The following is a 15,707-nucleotide window of genomic DNA, read 5'->3' as shown; positions in this document are numbered from 1 at the left end:
CTATTGTCTTAAGTATCATGACATTAAAACACAAACAGGTAAATACTCTATTGCTTTATAGAACCAGATCCTTGGATATACTCTCCATAGGATCCTTTTTTTGATTTAATAACATTTATAGTATAGTTATCTTTCTTTATTGTTCCAAAGCTCTTTGTGTAATAATAACCATTCGCTTTAATGTCACCTGTACTATAAACTCTAAACCAACCGCCATCTAATTCAGGGTAGTAGTATGAGCTGGTAGGATTCACTGATCCAGATGAATAGTAAGTTTGACCTCGAGCAGTTGTTGAAGTTGATTTGTTAGCTAAAGAGTGTGAGGTACTACCATCTACTCTAGCTGATATTTTGAAAGAATAGTTGGCGGAGCTTGCACTTGTTGCAATTGGAATTAATAATAATGTTATGATGAAAAGTCCTAGAAGTATTTTAAAAGTTTTTGATTTTTTCATTTTTTACCTCCTATTTTCTATTTAAATGTAATTATACTAGATAGTAACACTTATTTCAAGTATTAGACATTTTTTGGTTTAATAGGATTTTTTGTGTGAAATTACCAATATATTATTGGATTTATTTACAATCTATTATATTATAAAGTTAAGTTATAAAGATTTTAATGAAAAACGATTAAAAAGAAAGGTGGACTTTTTTTGTCTGTTATTTTAAATGCTAGCAACATAAGCAAGACTTTTTCAAATGATCTAATTGCTGTAAAGCGCAGCTCTTTAGAAGTGAAAAAAGGAAAAATTCATGTAATAGAAGGTAAAAGTGGTTCAGGAAAATCTACTTTGTTAAGTATGATAGGTGGAATTGAAGAACCAACATTAGGTAAAGTCTATTATCGAAATCGCTCATTCTATGAATTAAATGATGATGAACAAGCTAATATTCGCGGAAAATTCTTCGGATTCATCTTTCAATCCTTTTTTTTAATTCCCGAATTAACAGTTAGAGAGAATATTGAATTACCCTTAGTATTTAATCAAATAGATAACAATAAACTTAATGTAAAGAAAATAGCAGAGAGTTTAGAAATTGGATATCTATTAGATAAAAAACCGTCCCAATTATCAGGAGGAGAACAACAACGAGTTGCAATAGCGAGGTCACTTATTACTTTACCCGAAGTTATTTTCGCAGATGAACCGACTGGCAATCTTGATCATAAAACAACGAGAAAAATTGCTGATTTGGTTTCTGAATTTAATAGGATGTATGGGATAACATTCATTATTGTAACGCACGAAAAAAATCTAATTAGAGTTCCTCATCACTTATATAAAATGCAAAAGGGCGAATTAAAGATGGAGTATATAAATGTTTAAATTAGGGTACAGAACATTGGTCTCACGTAAAAAATGGTTCTTCTTAATAGTAATAACTCTATCTATGATTGTAGCTTCTATTATATCTATCTCTACAGCATCAGAGTCTATTAAGATGGGTATGAAAGAGCAGGCATATCTTGATTACGGAAAGCATACGCTGGTCCTGTTAGACACAAGTGAAACAAAAGAAACTCTTTATAAAAATAAAGAGGTAGAACATATTGGTGGTATTGATCTTCTAGGGAACTTTGAATTAAATAATGGGTATAAAGCAACAGTAGGAACTATAGATAAACAAGCAAGGGAACTTGGGAAAATCACATTATTGGAAGGCTCATTCCCAAAAAAGAAAAATGAAGTAGCAATTGAATCTTCGTATTTATCCTTAATAGATAATAATTGGATGATAGGTGAAAAGAAGATAGTAAAGATAGACAATACAGAAATAGAGTTGGAATTATCAGGAATAATCAATGACTATTCAGCAAAATGGGCTGTTCCTCATGATGTTCAAAAAGGAATAAATGATTTTCCGAATATAGTCCTTTCAAAAGACAACGAGCTAGAGACTAAATACCGAAATTTTTTAGTTCAATTAAATGGGCCTTATGGAAAAATTGATAAGATGCATAAAAAGGCTTCTACTTTTTTAGAAGGTCAAGTTGGTTTTTTCAATGAACGACTATTCTATAATGGGTTAGCAAACTATCGACACATCACAATGCTGTCTTTTATTTTTCAACTTATTACACTTATCGCTTCCTTTTTATGTATGTTTTGCTTATTGTACTTTTTTAATATTACTCAACAAAAAAAGTTGTCTATATTTAAAGCCGTAGGGTCAACAAACTTAAAATTGTTAAAATTGATACTTGTACAAATTCTTATTCTGCTTTTAACTGGTTTTTTGTTATCCTTGCCACTACAATATTTCTTACATATATGGATAATTCAAAATACCTTTAATATCAGTAACTTAGATTTCTCTAATGTTATAACTATTACTATGATAGTAGCAATATGGATTATTGTATTATTTTGCATTACTTTTTTTAGTTCGTATCTATCTCTTAATCGAATTAAGAATAGATCAATTAATGAATTATTAAAGGGGCTGTATCCCAATAAGTCTCAAAACAAGAAAATATCGTTAATTGCAAATAATTTTATGGTAAATAAAGTTATAAATCAATTACTAACTAATCCTAAGCATTCTATATTAGTGATATTTACTTTGACTTTATCTATTCTAATACTTACCTTCTCAATTTTTGTAGAAAAAGAGTCAACTGGTATATGGGATGCAAAGGTTGATTATTATTTGAATTCGCAAGAAATTTATGGATTTGATGTTGTAGATAATTTAACCGTCTTATTACAGGAGGGATTAACTTTTCCTCCAAATAAAGTAAAACAAATTGAAGAGATGGCTGGCATTGACTTTGTCGAAAAAACGCCTTTTATGGTGGATATTCATCCTTTTTTAAATGAAAATTTAGTAACTACTTCAATCCGAAATTGGTTTAATCAAAATAAAACTAATCCTAATGCTGGTACTTATAAACAAGATTATATTATTCCTAATGTCAAATATATTTTAGTAGACAAAGAACAATTTATTAAACTATATCCTAATTTGACATATGAGAATTTACTAGAAAAAGTAATTTTATACAATCCAGCTTATACAAAATCAGCAGATGCAAAAAAATTAAATGGACAAACAATAACTTTAGTCCAAAAAAAGCAAGGAAATCATAAATCAACGGAATGGAACTTTGAAATTTTAGAAATGATTAATAGCCCTTTTAACTTTACTATTTCTGATTCATTACATTTTCAATACTCTGAATTTATAATTGTTATGGCTAAAGAGACTGCAATTGAGCAAGGCTTGTTAACAGGGTATAACGAATTATCTATTTACTTAAAAGAACGTATAAATAGAGAGGAAATAAAGGCAATTGAATCGGAATTAAATAAATTAACTGCACTAACACCGGGCAGTTTATACCAAAATATCTCTACATTTATCGAGGACGATAAACGTATATCTGTGTTTGTTGGATATTTAGGTAAACTTACTTATGGTCTCTCCGTTGTTTTATCGATTTTATGTACAACAGTCATTGTATTTAGTAAATATAGATTAATGAAAAAAGAATGGGGGATCTATCTTTCCTTGGGAATGAGGAAAAAGGAGGTGAATAAGTTATTATATTTAGAAATGATTATTTACTTGTTTATAGCAACTGTACTGTCTTTAATGATTTTTACACTTACTCAATTATTAGATAATTTATATCCATATTTCTTCTATATCCAATATTTTTACCTGTCCATTTTAATAATTCTTTTTTTGATCACGATTGGATGGTTTGTTATTGTTAACCTAATTAAGAAACAGTCTATTTATTCTTTAATCCGAGAAGAAGATTGATGAGAGAAGAGATAAAGTTCAAATTATGTTCAGTGAAAGAGACTTTAAAAAAATATTTATAGTGGGGGATAAGATGAAGAAAGTCAAGGTTATTTTTAGTATTAGTTTTATATTTTATTTACTCGTGATGTTAATGTTGATGTTCTTAGATAATAGAGGTTATATGTGGACTAACCTTTCAATGTTTGAATATATAAGGTACTCTTCAAATCTTATTCCTTTTAGAACTATCAGTACTTATATTCAAGCAATATTTGATGGAAGTATGAATATTGATGTACCTATAAAAAACCTTTCTGGTAATTTATTTATGTTTTTGCCAATGGGTATTTATTTACCTTTTTTTATTAGGAAATTACACAAAGCGAACTTATTTTTAATCTCAATGATAGTAATATTATTCGTTCTTGAAGTAGTACAATTAATTACTAGAAGAGGAAGTTTTGATATTGATGATTTTATCCTAAATTTGATTGGTGCTTTAATGGGGTTTGGTATTTGGAAATCAAAAGTTGCCCAGAAATTGTTGAGATAGTTTTAAAATAACTTTCTATCGTAAATTATAGATAACATAAAACAACAACATTTCTAAAGCTTATTGTTACAAATGTCTGGCTGGTAGTACTTACTTTTAGTCATTTGAAGGTCTATATGTTCTTAAAAAATGGAAGCTTCTGTTATAAGAAGCTTCCTCTAGTCAAGCGAGTTCTTTTTTTCTAAAGATATGAATAGAAATAGATAGTATGATTAGGGTAGAGGCAATTGTAATCATTGACGCACCCCAGAGTGAATTTGAAATCGTTTCAGTCTGTAGCATTTCACTAATATGACCGCTTAAGCTATTTGGAAACCAGCTCAGTTTATGTGAGAATACACGATAAATAGCAGACATACTTATCAAAGTAACAATTGAAGTGCCAAAGACTGCCGAAGATGATTTGAATAAACAACTAAAGAAAATAGTGATTGTGATAACAAGCACGAACCATAAACTATAGAAGAAAATTGCTTGTATGATCAGAACAAATGGTATGTCACCGAATAATAAACTGACATAATACCAACTAGTTAAGAGTCCGATGCTAGCAGAAGCCAATACAACAGTTAATTTAGCAGCCCATTTACTTGAGATATACGTTCCGTAATGTACCGGCTTTACTAAAATGAGCTCTACTACGCCGCTTTTTCGTTCCCCTGCTATCGCCCCCATAGTAATTAATACAATCACCAGTACACCAAACATACTATATTCACTCAGACTCATCATAAATGCATCAACAGCAGAAATATCAGGCATTTCAAAAACTGCACTTTCAGGAAGTCCACCAGCTTTGTCTAAAATGATCGGCATATAATAAGTAGTCAGTGGATCCATAATCGCAAGAATAATGAATACAATTGGTACCCATATCCAACTAAAATTACGCCAGTATTCTAACATTTCTTTTCGGAAAATTGTACGCCACTGCATCACTTTTTCACCGCCTTCATAAATAAATCTTCTAGTGATGTTCGACTTACTTCAAACCTAGTAAGCGGCCATTGCTCTGCTGTTATTTTTGCTAGTAACGCTTGTCGTGTTAACTCCATATCCGTAATGACACAAACAATGTCTTCACGATCAAGGTAACAAGTTGTAATTCCAGGAAGTTGCTCAATCATTGAAAGGTAGTTTTCATTTGATTCATGAAAAGATAAGTTAACCTTAGACGTTTGGTGTTTGTGACGTAACTCGTTTAATGTTCCTGATTCAACTATTTTTCCGTGATGCATGAGTAATAAATCATCACTAACTTCTTCAGCGTCACTTAAAATATGTGTTGAAAACAGAATCGTCGTTTGTTCTTTTAGTTCTTCCATTAATGTTAAAACTTCTCTGCGCCCGATTGGATCTAATGAAGAAACAGGTTCATCTAACATGATCATACTTGGACTGTGGATCAATGCTTGAGCAATACCTAATCGTTGTTTCATTCCGCCAGAATATTTACTAATACGTTGATCCTTTGCATCTAATATACCAACTCGTTCAAGATAATAATCAGCAAGTTCGGTTGCTTTTATTTTTGTTAAGTTTGCAAGTTGACCAACGTAAATTAGAAATTCCTTCCCAGTCATCCAACCATGAAAAACAGGATGTTGCGGGAGATAACCAATATGTTTTCGAATATCAGCCCCTAGTTTCATTCCTTCGAAAGAAATGGAGCCACTTGTTGGTTTTAATAATCCAGATAACATGCGTAATGTCGTTGTTTTTCCTGCCCCGTTTGCCCCGAGTAGTGCGACACATTTTCCGGATTCCAAACGAAAAGATATATCATTTACAACTGGATTGCCATTAAATTTTTTAGTTACATGTTGTACGTTGAACATGAAATTACTGTTGCCTCCTCCCAATGATAAAGAATAGAATAGGACCGATAATTTGTAACAATAAAATAATAAATAACCATAGCCAACGAGGGCCGTTTGTTTTATCGGTTTTAAACCAAGCTAATAGAGCTACAATTACGAGAATTGCTTCTAAAACAATTAACGGTGCAAGTAGTAGAAAGATATCCATTAACGTTTCACCTCCAAATAATTATACGATAAAGATGAATAATAAGTTTCAATATTAATTGTGTTTTGTTTTGAAAGTGGCTATAATGTAATTAGACTTCTGATGATTATAGGAATATATTTTGTTTAGTTGTGAATGATGAGTCTTTTTTTTTGGGGCATTAGCTCAGCTGGGAGAGCGCTTGCATGGCATGCAAGAGGTCAGCGGTTCGATCCCGCTATGCTCCATACTATAGTAACAAAAAACGCTTTGCCCGATTTTAAAAATAAATAGGTAGTATAGTTTTTATAGCGTGAAATAATTGATTAAAAGGAGCACCAGCATTCAAAAAATGACATGCAGTAGACGGTGCAATTAATAAGTATTGATATAATGTCTGTAACATTACATTTTGGATAATAAATGACTGTTGTAAGCTCTTTACTTATCCACGTCATTTATTGTACAAGCTATTATTTATTAAAATAGATAACAAGGTAAAACTAGCCTAATGGAATGGAGGGATTCTATTAGGTTAGTTTTTTAATGTAAGGATAAACGTTACATATACGTTGCTATTTTCAAGGAAGGTAGAAAGCAATGTTATCCTTATATTAAGCATTGTCTTCCATTTTTTTCAGTAATTGAATCATACGCTTGTTTTGTTCTACTTGATAGTCACTGTTCTTTTTTATATGATAAATCCACTTTAATAATAAAATAACGGCAACTGGTATACCAACATACAGTATGATCAATATTAAAAGGGAAAGAACATTTAAACCAATCATCTCCTCACCTCATTCTATAGGTGTATTATATAGCATTGTTCAATTTTTTACCACATTAGTTCCTTAATATGTTATTTTTTTCGATAATATTCCTGTGCAGTTTGATTAAATTTCTCTAGTAATTGACTAAATTTGATACGGTCTTTGTGTGACCAATCTGCTAATAAATCTGAGAAAAATGCCATTCTTTTTTGTTTATAAGCGTGTAATGTTTTTTTTCCGCTTTTAGTAATTTGATAATAATAAGACCTTTTATCTATTCGATTGGGTATTTTTCTTATTAATTGTTTTTGTTCTAGTAAAGCGGCCTGTCTACTAATAGTGGAAATATCTAATTGCAAGATAGTCGCTAACTTCTTTACCCCAGTTTCTCCATGAGTAGCTAATGCTTGTAAAAGTAAATATGAAGAACGGTCAAATGCCTTTTTTTTCTCAGTTGCAAGCATCGTTATTCTTCTCGTTAAAATGGCCATTTCGATTTCAATTGATTCAATAGAGTCATTACTCATCTTTCACATCACCTTATATGTTATTTTCTCACATATCCTATCCTTTCTTTTAGTTTTACCTTAAATCAAATAAATTGACAAGGAAATGGTTGCATAATAGAATTATTTAATTGTATCATGCAACTATTTTTGATAATTGGAGGAAGTCATTTTGAATGCAAACCAACTAATGAAATATCCTGTTATTAAAGTAAAGGAAACAAGTACAATTAAAACTGTGATTAAACAATTTATCCAACATGGTATTAGCGGGCTACCCGTTGTCAATGAGCGTAATGAAGTAGTTGCTTATATTAGTGATGGTGATATGATGCGTTACATTGGTAGGCATAAAAATATTGTTATTGATTCTTTTTCCTTTGTTAATGTTATGATGGGCGATGAGTATAGCTTTGAAGAAAGAACAGGCAAGCTATTAGATTTGAATGTATTGAAGATAGCAAAAACAAAAGTGATCACTGTTTCTTCGAATGAACATGTAGAAAATATTGCTGCTATTTTAGGAGAAAAACAAATAAAAAAATTACCGGTTGTTAAAGATGGCGTACTAGTTGGGATTATTAGTCGTGGCGATGTGATTCGAGCTGCTTTTAAAACACTCATATAACAGATTAGGTTCTATCAGAAAGAAGGATGATGAATGACTAGCAATCTAGATCAAACAAATGAATCGAAATCAATTAACAGAGTACCGTTATTAATTGTATTAATTTCAGGTGCATTTGTAGCAATTTTAAACCAAACATTACTTGCAACAGCATTACCGAAAATTATGGTAGATTTAGCACTAGAACCTAATACAGTGCAATGGCTACAATCCATTTTCATGCTTGTTAATGGGATCATGATACCAATCACTGCTTTTTTAATTGAAAAATTCACAACAAGAAGGTTATTTATAACAGCGATGGGATTATTCGGTCTGGGAACTTTAGTAGCTGCATTAGCACCTGGTTTTTCAGCTTTAATGGTCGGTCGTATTTTACAAGCATCAGGTGCAGGGATTATGATGCCATTAATGCAGACGATATTGTTTATTATTTTCCCAGTCGAAAAACGTGGTGCCGCAATGGGAATGTTCGGTTTAGTAATTGCTTTTGCACCAGCAATTGGTCCAACTTTATCTGGTTGGTTAATTGATCAATTTCCGTGGAGAAGTTTATTTTATGTCATTTTACCAATTGTAATCATTGACATAATTGTTGCTTATTTTATTCTACAAAATGTAACAGAGCGTAAGTCTCCTAAATTGGATAGCTTGTCGATTATTTTATCAACGTTCGGATTTGGTGGCCTATTATACGGATTTAGTATAGCTGGTAACACTGGTTGGAGTAGTTGGACTGTCATTATTTCATTAACTGTTGGCGTGATAAGTTTGACTACATTTATTATGCGACAATCTACCTTAGAGCAACCAATTCTGAATTTTTATGTCTTTAAAAATAAAGTATTTACTATTACTACGGTATTAGGAATGGTTGTATTTATTGCAATGATTGGTGGGGCAGTAATTTTACCATTATTAACACAAGATATGTTAGGTTATACTGCAACTCAATCTGGGTTAATGTTAATGCCAGGTGCAATTATTATGGGATTCATGAATCCTATTACAGGTCGATTATTTGACAAGTTCGGTGCAAGGTGGCTTGCGATTATTGGCCTAATCATTGTTACGATATCAACGTTTGCTTTTTCAGATCTATCAACTGAAACAACGATTACGTACTTGACGATGATGCATGCCTTTAGAATGTTCGGTGTTTCTATGGTAATGATGCCAGTTACAACAGCTGGTTTAAATCAATTACCACCAGACCTTATTCCACATGGTACAGCAATGAACAATACGATGCGTCAAATTGCTGGAGCTATGGGTACTGCGTTATTAGTATCTGTGATGACCAACAGTGCTATTCCTGCTGATGGGATTGATGGTGCAATACACGGAGTAAATGTTTCCTTTACTGTAGCTGGTGTAATTTCTATTGTTGGATTAGTGCTCTCATTTTTTGTGAAGAGTAAGAAACAGTTAGAGCGAGAAAACATAACAAGGATACAATCTTAAGAATAAAAAATAGTTAACATAAATCTTCTTATCAGTAGACACGGGTTATAAAGTGTAATACGCTTTCTACTATAAGGAGATTTTTTCTATATAAATGTACATATAACCTATCAATATGAAAGGGAGAATGTATCAATGAAAATAACTAAAATATATCAAAATGGGTCAAGACCAATTAATGAAGATCGTTTTGTAATAAATAAACAAGCAAATATTTATGCAGTAATGGATGGTGCTACAGGGCTAGATGGGGGAATACCTGGGAGATTGGCGTCAGAGACATTTCAATCATTTTTATTAGAAGAAACAAATCAATATGCTTTATTAACATGTATGCAAAAGGCGAACAAGAAATTAAATCATCAAATTGTTTCTTATTACAAACAACATATTAAAGATACAGACGAGGTAACGTTCGAATCGATACCAAAGTGTAAGCGAAGTACGACTGGAATCGCTGCTATACAACTTAATGAAGATTACTCTAGTTTTGATTATGTACATGCAGGGGATTGCATGCTGTTTCTGCAGTTTGATAATGGAGAAATAAGAATGATTACACATGATATGGTTCATCTGTTTGATCAAATAGCACTAGATAAAATCGTAGCACTTCGTAAAGAATTTGGACAAGGAGTCGAACTTAGTAAACTGAGAGAATTAGTCAATCCAATTTTATTAGAAAACCGGAAAAAGTATAATACACCAGATGGATATAGAATTTTAGATGGCAGTAAAGAAGGCTTTGACCAACTTGAGTATGGAAAAATTCATTTAAATAAAGTGATCGGGATATTATTACTAAGTGATGGCTTATTACTGCCTACTCAAAAGAGAGAAGAGAATGGCTGGAAGTGTAGCGCAGAGATAGCTTTTTCATCAGGATTAGACACATTATTAACTGAGGTGAACCAGAAGGAAAATCAAGACAAGGCATGTATGGTTTATCCGCGATTAAAACAACAAGATGATAAAACAGGTATTCTAATTAAAATGAAATAAGATACAAAAACTAGGACAAGCAAAACAATACTTGTCCTAGTTTTTATCCATAGAAAGGTTTTTACGATAATTTGACGGTGATTGTGATTCGTATTTTTTAAACACTTCTGAAAAATACGATTGAGCAGAATAGCCTACGACAGTAGCAATTTGAGAAATACTATAATTCGTTGTTGATAGCAGTACTTTAGCTTCTTCAACTCGACAATAATTTAAATATTCAATAGGTGTTTGTCCAACCTCATCCTTAAAAGAATGTGATAAATAAAATTTGTTCAGATGAGTCAGTTGAGATAACCTATCTAATGTAATATTTTCTTTAAAATGTTGGTAAATATATTGTTTTGCTTGGGCGATTTCTTTCCGTAATTTTGTCTGTTTTTCTGCTTCGATTTTTAGTTTTAATTGTCGTTTTAATTGCATGATTAACGCACCTAATAAATAATTACAAGTATCCCCGTAACCTTCCAACTGTTCTTGTGCTTCCTGATATATTTTTTGAAAATAAAATTTCACATCGTTTTGTTGATTTGACAGTTTATGAAAGCTGAAAGATCCACCGTCTTCAGACAAATCTGTAAAGTTCAACCCCTCCATTCCAATGATAATAAATTCAAGCGGGTCTTCTGAAGAAGAGGCTTCCATATGCGCAACATTTGGGTTAACAATGAAGACGTTATTTTCCCTTACATCAAACTTATGTTGGGTTGTGGTAATCGTTCCTTTTCCTTTTATAATATAGAATATCTCAGTAAATGGGTGCGTGTGAGTAAGTCCTGCCCATTCAGAACTGTATTTTAATTTGGATGCAAATAGCAGAGTGAAATTATCTTTCTTGTTAGCTTCTATAACCGAATAGCGAGTTGTTGTCATCTAATCATTCCTCCCTCGTGGAAGCTAATGCATGATATATGTTTTTTGATTAAACGTATCTCAAGTGTTTGTTTTTTAGGATGTCTTTGTCTTTTATATCATACAATAAATTTCTGTGAAATAAGATAGCATGATTTTATAGGTGTAAAGGCGCTTAGCATTATTATAGCAAAAAAGTTGTTAAAAATAACAAATAAGTTAATGCTATAACTATGAAATTAGAATAACCTGTACGTATAGCTTCTATAATCATTATTTAAAAGAAATAATATTGTTCAAACATTAACTAACTAGGAGGGACATAAATGATGAAAGGCAAAGGTCGTGTTACATTACCGGTAGAAGAAGGTTTAGAAACTAAAATAGCTGACATTATCGATAGGTGGGGAGCAGATGCTGTACGTGATTCAGATGGAACAAAGCTAACCTCAGAAGTGAAAAATATGGCGAGTAAAGTTTATTCTAAATACTTCTTTACTAGAGGAGACCAAGAATGGGCAAAGGCAAACCTAGATGAAAGACAACACTTTTATTTAATGTCTGCGCCTGTAACAGCACATGCTAGTAACGTACTTATTCCGATTATGGAAGGATACTTTGATGAGCAAGTTATCCCTGATACTGATCATGATATCAAGAGATGGTGGGAGGTAATTGACAGAACAACAGGAGAAATAGTACCTACTGAACAGTGGGCTTATGATGAAGAAACAAAAGAAGTTACGGTTTTACAGGTGAAAAAATGGCATATCTATACAGTTAATTTTTTAGCATATCAACTTTGGGATCCTGTGCATATGTACAATCACGTAACAAATCAATGGGACACGGAACATCACATCCCATATGATCCAAGATATCCTAAGACGAGAAAGCACATATTAAAGAACTTGAAAAAATGGTTAGACGAGCATGAAGATACTGATGTGGTAAGGATAACGACATTCTTTTATAATTTCACACTTGTATTTAATGATGCTGCAAAGCAAAAGTATGTCGATTGGTTTGGTTATGGTGCAACAGTTAGTCCACTTGCATTACAAGCATTTGAAGAAGAAAAAGGATATAAGCTTCACCCAGAGGATTTTGTTGATGAAGGGTATTATAACTCCCCATTCCGAATTCCTTCTAAATCATTTTTAGATTGGATCGATTTTCAACAACGTTTTATTAGCGAACTTGCAAAAGAATGTGTGGATATTATTCATAGTTATGGTAAAGAAGCAATGATGTTTCTTGGTGATCACTGGGCAGGGACAGAACCTTATGGTAAGTATTTTGAAAACATTGGACTTGATGCCGTAGTTGGGTCAGTAGGAGATGGAGTAACATTAAGAATGATTTCAGATATTCCTAATGTGAAGTATACGGAAGGAAGGTTTTTGCCGTATTTCTTTCCAGATACATTTAGAGAAGGTGGTGACCCAGTCGGGGAGGCAAACCAAAACTGGCTTCAAGCTAGAAGAGCTATTTTGCAAAGCCCGATACAAAGAATGGGTTATGGAGGGTATTTAAGCCTAGCACTAAAATTCCCGGATTTTGTTGATCGTGTAGAAGAAATAACAAATGAATTTAGACAGATCCATACGAATTCAAAAGAAACAAGTGCTTACAAGGCTCCATTTAAGATAGCAATTCTAAATAGTTGGGGAAATATTAGAAAGTGGATGAGTCATCATGTTCATCATGCTATTTGGTACAAACAATGTTACTCATATTATGGAATACTTGAAAGTTTAAGTGGCATGCCATTTGATGTTGCGTTCATTAGTTTTGATGATATTAAAAAAGACGGTATAGCTGATGATATTGGCGTAATAATAAATACTGGAGATGCCTACACCGCTTGGAGTGGTGGAGAATCTTGGTTGGACGAGGAAGTTGTTTCTACCATTAAAGAATGGGTGGATAATGGCGGAGGATTCATTGGTGTTGGGGAACCGACGGCTTATGAGAATCAAGGGAGATTTTTTCAATTGTCTGATGTTTTGGGAGTTCAAAAAGATATTGGATTTAGTTTAAATACTAATAAATATAATACGCTTTATGCTGAAAATCATTTTATTTTAGAAGATCAACATACTCCAATAAACTTTGGAGAGGGGATGAAATATGTATACCAATCCAATCAAAACACAATGGTACTCAATGTGGTAGATTCAGATGTAACGTTAGCAGCAAATCAATTTGGATCAGGACGATCGGTTTATATTGCAGGCTTGCCATTCAGCCCTGAAAATACACGGTTACTACTAAGATCTTTATATTGGGCTGCTTCAAAAGAAAGCTTATTGAAAAAATGGTATACATCTAATGTGCAAACAGAGTGTGTAGCTTTCCCAGAAGCAAGCTCGTTTGTTGTCATTAATAATTCTTTTGATACACAAAAAACGAAAGTATGGAAAGGTGATGGATCAACCGTTGAAGTTACGCTGGAACCGATGGGTTATAAATGGATGAAAATATGAGTGAGAATTACTTGCCTGTATAAAAAAGAAATCTTGGGATAGTTTATATTTATAAGAAAAATTTGTTATATAAACAGCAATATACTTATAAAAAACAACAAGATGTTTATTGTGAAAGCGCTTCATTATAGGTAAGCTTAAGTTGTAAAGAAAAAAATTTAGGAGGGTCTTAACTTGAAACTGAAAAAATTATTACTCACTATTACTTTACTTGTTTTTTCACTTGTTCTAGCAGCTTGTGGAGGGACAGATGATAATGAGGAAGCAGAAACACCATCAGATGAAGGCTCAGAAAAAGTTACACTAAAAGTTGCTGCGTTAGAATCTGCATATGGTGCAGAAATGTGGGATAAAATTGCAGATGCTTACGAAGCGGTAAATGAGAATGTAACCGTTGAGCTAACTGTTGAGAAAAATTTGGAAGAGGTAGTTCGTCCAAACTTACAAGCAGGTGAATATCCTGACATTTTCTTATTAGCTACAGGTAGAGAAGAAGGTTTGACAGATACGCTAATTAAAGAAAATGGTTTAGAAGAAATTACTGATGTGTTAGGTATGACAGTTGCTGGAGAAGATGTAACAGTAGAAGAAAAACTACTTGATGGTTTTACCGATACACTTGCTACAAATCCTTATGCTGATGGCAAAACATACTTAGCTCCTATGTTTTATAGCCCTACTGGATTATTCTATAATGCAAACTTATTAGAAGAAAAAGGTTGGGAAACGCCAGCTACTTGGGATGCAATGTTTGCTTTAGGTGATAAAGCAAAAGGTGAAGATACTGCTTTATTTACTTATCCAGTTGCAGGATATTTTGATTCATTAATCCCATCATTAATGTATGCTGCAGGTGGGCCTGATTTTTATCACTCTGCAATGACCTATGAAGATGGTATTTGGGAAACAGAAGAAGCAAAACAAGTATTAGAAACAATTGCAAACTTGGGTGACTATACACATCCAAACACAGTAGCAAACGCAAATCCGAATGACTTCACGAAAAACCAACAAATGATTTTAGATAATGAAGCTTTATTTATGCCAAATGGTACATGGGTAGTAGGTGAAATGGCTGAAGCACCAAGAGAAGAAGGATTTGAATGGGGTATGATGCCAGCTCCTGCATTTGGTGAAGAGGGTGATCGTTATGCATTTACTTTCTTTGAGCAAATGTGGATACCTAAGCAAGCTGAAAATAAAGATGCTGCAAAAGAATTTCTTACTTTCATGTATTCCGATAAAGCAGCTTCTATTTTCTTAGAAGCTGGTGCGGTTCAACCTATTAATGGCATTACTGATCAATTAGAAGACGACAAAAAATTATTCTACAGTATTTATGATGAACAAGGTGCACTTCCTGCTATGGGTGGGTTTGCTTCAACTGAACCAGTACCTGGCGTGAATATGCATGATACACTGTATAAATCTATTGATGGAGTAATAGCTGGTTCAGTATCTCTGGAAGAATGGCAATCAAATATTGAAGAAACTAGTGACAAATTAAGAGATACAATGAACTAAGCCGTTTGTATCCTATATGATGCATAATAATATAAGTAAAACGGTGAGTATAATGCTCACCGTTTTCTTGTTACAGAAGGGGTGTACGCTATGAATAAAAAAGGATCAAGAAATATATTTATTGCGGTTTGTGTAGCACCAGCATTACTTTTA

Annotated in this window: 16 protein-coding genes and 1 tRNA gene; 9 read left to right on the top strand and 8 right to left on the bottom strand. The window is 32.7% G+C overall.

Annotation, left to right across the window (positions count from 1 at the left end; translation table 11 throughout):
* Window positions 1-47 precede the first annotated feature (47 nt).
* Window positions 48-455: a hypothetical protein gene (locus tag ACH6CY_RS08175; RefSeq protein ID WP_374066842.1), complete on the bottom strand. Its 408-nt coding sequence runs from the start codon at window positions 453-455 to the stop codon at window positions 48-50.
* A gap of 201 nt (window positions 456-656) precedes the next feature.
* Here ACH6CY_RS08175 and ACH6CY_RS08170 point away from each other — a divergent pair, with 201 nt between their 5' ends.
* The 3 genes from ACH6CY_RS08170 (at window position 657) to ACH6CY_RS08160 (ending at window position 4,309) form a co-directional block, all read left to right on the top strand.
* Window positions 657-1,331 carry an ABC transporter ATP-binding protein gene (locus ACH6CY_RS08170; protein ID WP_374066841.1) on the top strand — a complete coding sequence of 225 codons (675 nt, stop codon included), beginning with the start codon at window positions 657-659 and terminating at the stop codon, window positions 1,329-1,331.
* Window positions 1,324-3,774 (top strand): FtsX-like permease family protein, encoded by a 2,451-nt coding sequence (locus ACH6CY_RS08165; RefSeq protein WP_374066840.1) that lies wholly within the window; start codon window positions 1,324-1,326, stop codon window positions 3,772-3,774. Before ACH6CY_RS08170 ends, ACH6CY_RS08165 begins: the two co-directional genes overlap by 8 nt.
* A gap of 61 nt (window positions 3,775-3,835) precedes the next feature.
* Window positions 3,836-4,309 carry a VanZ family protein gene (locus ACH6CY_RS08160; RefSeq protein ID WP_374066839.1) on the top strand — a complete coding sequence of 158 codons (474 nt, stop codon included), beginning with the start codon at window positions 3,836-3,838 and terminating at the stop codon, window positions 4,307-4,309.
* A 162-nt stretch (window positions 4,310-4,471) separates the two neighbouring features.
* Here the strand turns inward: ACH6CY_RS08160 and ACH6CY_RS08155 are convergent, their stop codons facing one another.
* From ACH6CY_RS08155 to ACH6CY_RS08145, 3 genes are read right to left on the bottom strand one after another with little or no spacing between them, the layout of a single operon-like run.
* The gene (locus ACH6CY_RS08155) at window positions 4,472-5,245 is read right to left on the bottom strand and encodes an ABC transporter permease (RefSeq protein WP_374066838.1); all 774 of its coding nucleotides are present in this window, start codon (window positions 5,243-5,245) and stop codon (window positions 4,472-4,474) included.
* Window positions 5,245-6,147 carry an ABC transporter ATP-binding protein gene (locus tag ACH6CY_RS08150; RefSeq protein ID WP_374066837.1) on the bottom strand — a complete coding sequence of 301 codons (903 nt, stop codon included), beginning with the start codon at window positions 6,145-6,147 and terminating at the stop codon, window positions 5,245-5,247. The genes ACH6CY_RS08155 and ACH6CY_RS08150 overlap by 1 nt, the downstream gene beginning before the upstream one ends.
* Window positions 6,148-6,151: 4 nt before the next feature.
* A complete protein-coding gene (locus ACH6CY_RS08145; protein WP_374066836.1) occupies window positions 6,152-6,337 on the bottom strand; it encodes a PLDc N-terminal domain-containing protein in 186 nt (61 codons plus the stop codon).
* Window positions 6,338-6,491: 154 nt separating this feature from the next.
* Between ACH6CY_RS08145 and ACH6CY_RS08140 the strand changes: the two genes are divergently transcribed.
* Window positions 6,492-6,564, top strand: a tRNA-Ala gene (locus ACH6CY_RS08140).
* Window positions 6,565-6,596: 32 nt separating this feature from the next.
* Here the strand turns inward: ACH6CY_RS08140 and ACH6CY_RS08135 are convergent.
* The 3 genes from ACH6CY_RS08135 to ACH6CY_RS08125 all read right to left on the bottom strand — a co-directional run bounded on the left by ACH6CY_RS08135 (window position 6,597) and on the right by ACH6CY_RS08125 (window position 7,616).
* The gene (locus tag ACH6CY_RS08135) at window positions 6,597-6,722 is read right to left on the bottom strand and encodes a hypothetical protein (protein ID WP_374066835.1); all 126 of its coding nucleotides are present in this window, start codon (window positions 6,720-6,722) and stop codon (window positions 6,597-6,599) included.
* Window positions 6,723-6,930: 208 nt separating this feature from the next.
* Window positions 6,931-7,107: a hypothetical protein gene (locus ACH6CY_RS08130; RefSeq protein ID WP_374066834.1), complete on the bottom strand. Its 177-nt coding sequence runs from the start codon at window positions 7,105-7,107 to the stop codon at window positions 6,931-6,933.
* Between the two features lie 71 nt (window positions 7,108-7,178).
* Window positions 7,179-7,616, bottom strand: coding sequence for a MarR family winged helix-turn-helix transcriptional regulator (locus tag ACH6CY_RS08125; protein ID WP_374066833.1), 438 nt, complete (start codon window positions 7,614-7,616; stop codon window positions 7,179-7,181).
* Between the two features lie 151 nt (window positions 7,617-7,767).
* Between ACH6CY_RS08125 and ACH6CY_RS08120 the strand changes: the two genes are divergently transcribed.
* The 3 genes from ACH6CY_RS08120 (at window position 7,768) to ACH6CY_RS08110 (ending at window position 10,689) form a co-directional block, all read left to right on the top strand.
* The gene (locus ACH6CY_RS08120) at window positions 7,768-8,223 is read left to right on the top strand and encodes a CBS domain-containing protein (RefSeq protein ID WP_374066832.1); all 456 of its coding nucleotides are present in this window, start codon (window positions 7,768-7,770) and stop codon (window positions 8,221-8,223) included.
* A gap of 33 nt (window positions 8,224-8,256) precedes the next feature.
* A complete protein-coding gene (locus tag ACH6CY_RS08115; RefSeq protein WP_374066831.1) occupies window positions 8,257-9,687 on the top strand; it encodes an MDR family MFS transporter in 1,431 nt (476 codons plus the stop codon).
* 135 nt (window positions 9,688-9,822) lie between these two features.
* Window positions 9,823-10,689 (top strand): hypothetical protein, encoded by an 867-nt coding sequence (locus ACH6CY_RS08110; protein WP_374066830.1) that lies wholly within the window; start codon window positions 9,823-9,825, stop codon window positions 10,687-10,689.
* Between the two features lie 36 nt (window positions 10,690-10,725).
* On the opposite strand, the gene ACH6CY_RS08105 is transcribed toward ACH6CY_RS08110, so the two are convergent.
* Complete coding sequence (locus ACH6CY_RS08105; protein ID WP_374066829.1) at window positions 10,726-11,562, bottom strand: helix-turn-helix domain-containing protein; 837 nt, start codon at window positions 11,560-11,562, stop codon at window positions 10,726-10,728.
* Between the two features lie 305 nt (window positions 11,563-11,867).
* Here ACH6CY_RS08105 and gnpA point away from each other — a divergent pair, with 305 nt between their 5' ends.
* Window positions 11,868-14,030, top strand: a complete 2,163-nt coding sequence (gene gnpA / locus ACH6CY_RS08100; protein WP_374066828.1) for a 1,3-beta-galactosyl-N-acetylhexosamine phosphorylase — start codon at window positions 11,868-11,870, stop codon at window positions 14,028-14,030.
* Between the two features lie 174 nt (window positions 14,031-14,204).
* Window positions 14,205-15,554 carry a carbohydrate ABC transporter substrate-binding protein gene (locus ACH6CY_RS08095; RefSeq protein ID WP_374066827.1) on the top strand — a complete coding sequence of 450 codons (1,350 nt, stop codon included), beginning with the start codon at window positions 14,205-14,207 and terminating at the stop codon, window positions 15,552-15,554.
* Window positions 15,555-15,707 lie beyond the last annotated feature (153 nt).

Origin of the sequence: Paraliobacillus sp. JSM ZJ581 (genome assembly GCF_044383835.1) — a bacterium.
Taxonomy (GTDB): Bacteria; Bacillota; Bacilli; order Bacillales; family Amphibacillaceae; genus Paraliobacillus.
Note: the sequence above shows the minus strand (reverse complement) of the source record. Positions and strands in the feature narration are given on the sequence as shown.

Excerpts from the sequence above, each read along its gene's own strand:
- ACH6CY_RS08115 (WP_374066831.1), top strand. The coding sequence starts at position 8,257 with ATGACTAGCAATCTAGATCAAACAAATGAATCGAAATCAATTAACAGA.
- ACH6CY_RS08145 (WP_374066836.1), bottom strand. The coding sequence starts at position 6,337 with ATGGATATCTTTCTACTACTTGCACCGTTAATTGTTTTAGAAGCAATT.
- ACH6CY_RS08135 (WP_374066835.1), bottom strand. The coding sequence starts at position 6,722 with ATGTTACAGACATTATATCAATACTTATTAATTGCACCGTCTACTGCA.
- ACH6CY_RS08155 (WP_374066838.1), bottom strand. The coding sequence starts at position 5,245 with ATGCAGTGGCGTACAATTTTCCGAAAAGAAATGTTAGAATACTGGCGT.
- ACH6CY_RS08110 (WP_374066830.1), top strand. The coding sequence starts at position 9,823 with ATGAAAATAACTAAAATATATCAAAATGGGTCAAGACCAATTAATGAA.
- ACH6CY_RS08130 (WP_374066834.1), bottom strand. The coding sequence starts at position 7,107 with ATGATTGGTTTAAATGTTCTTTCCCTTTTAATATTGATCATACTGTAT.
- gnpA (WP_374066828.1), top strand. The coding sequence starts at position 11,868 with ATGATGAAAGGCAAAGGTCGTGTTACATTACCGGTAGAAGAAGGTTTA.
- ACH6CY_RS08105 (WP_374066829.1), bottom strand. The coding sequence starts at position 11,562 with ATGACAACAACTCGCTATTCGGTTATAGAAGCTAACAAGAAAGATAAT.
- ACH6CY_RS08150 (WP_374066837.1), bottom strand. The coding sequence starts at position 6,147 with ATGTTCAACGTACAACATGTAACTAAAAAATTTAATGGCAATCCAGTT.
- ACH6CY_RS08125 (WP_374066833.1), bottom strand. The coding sequence starts at position 7,616 with ATGAGTAATGACTCTATTGAATCAATTGAAATCGAAATGGCCATTTTA.
- ACH6CY_RS08165 (WP_374066840.1), top strand. The coding sequence starts at position 1,324 with ATGTTTAAATTAGGGTACAGAACATTGGTCTCACGTAAAAAATGGTTC.
- ACH6CY_RS08175 (WP_374066842.1), bottom strand. The coding sequence starts at position 455 with ATGAAAAAATCAAAAACTTTTAAAATACTTCTAGGACTTTTCATCATA.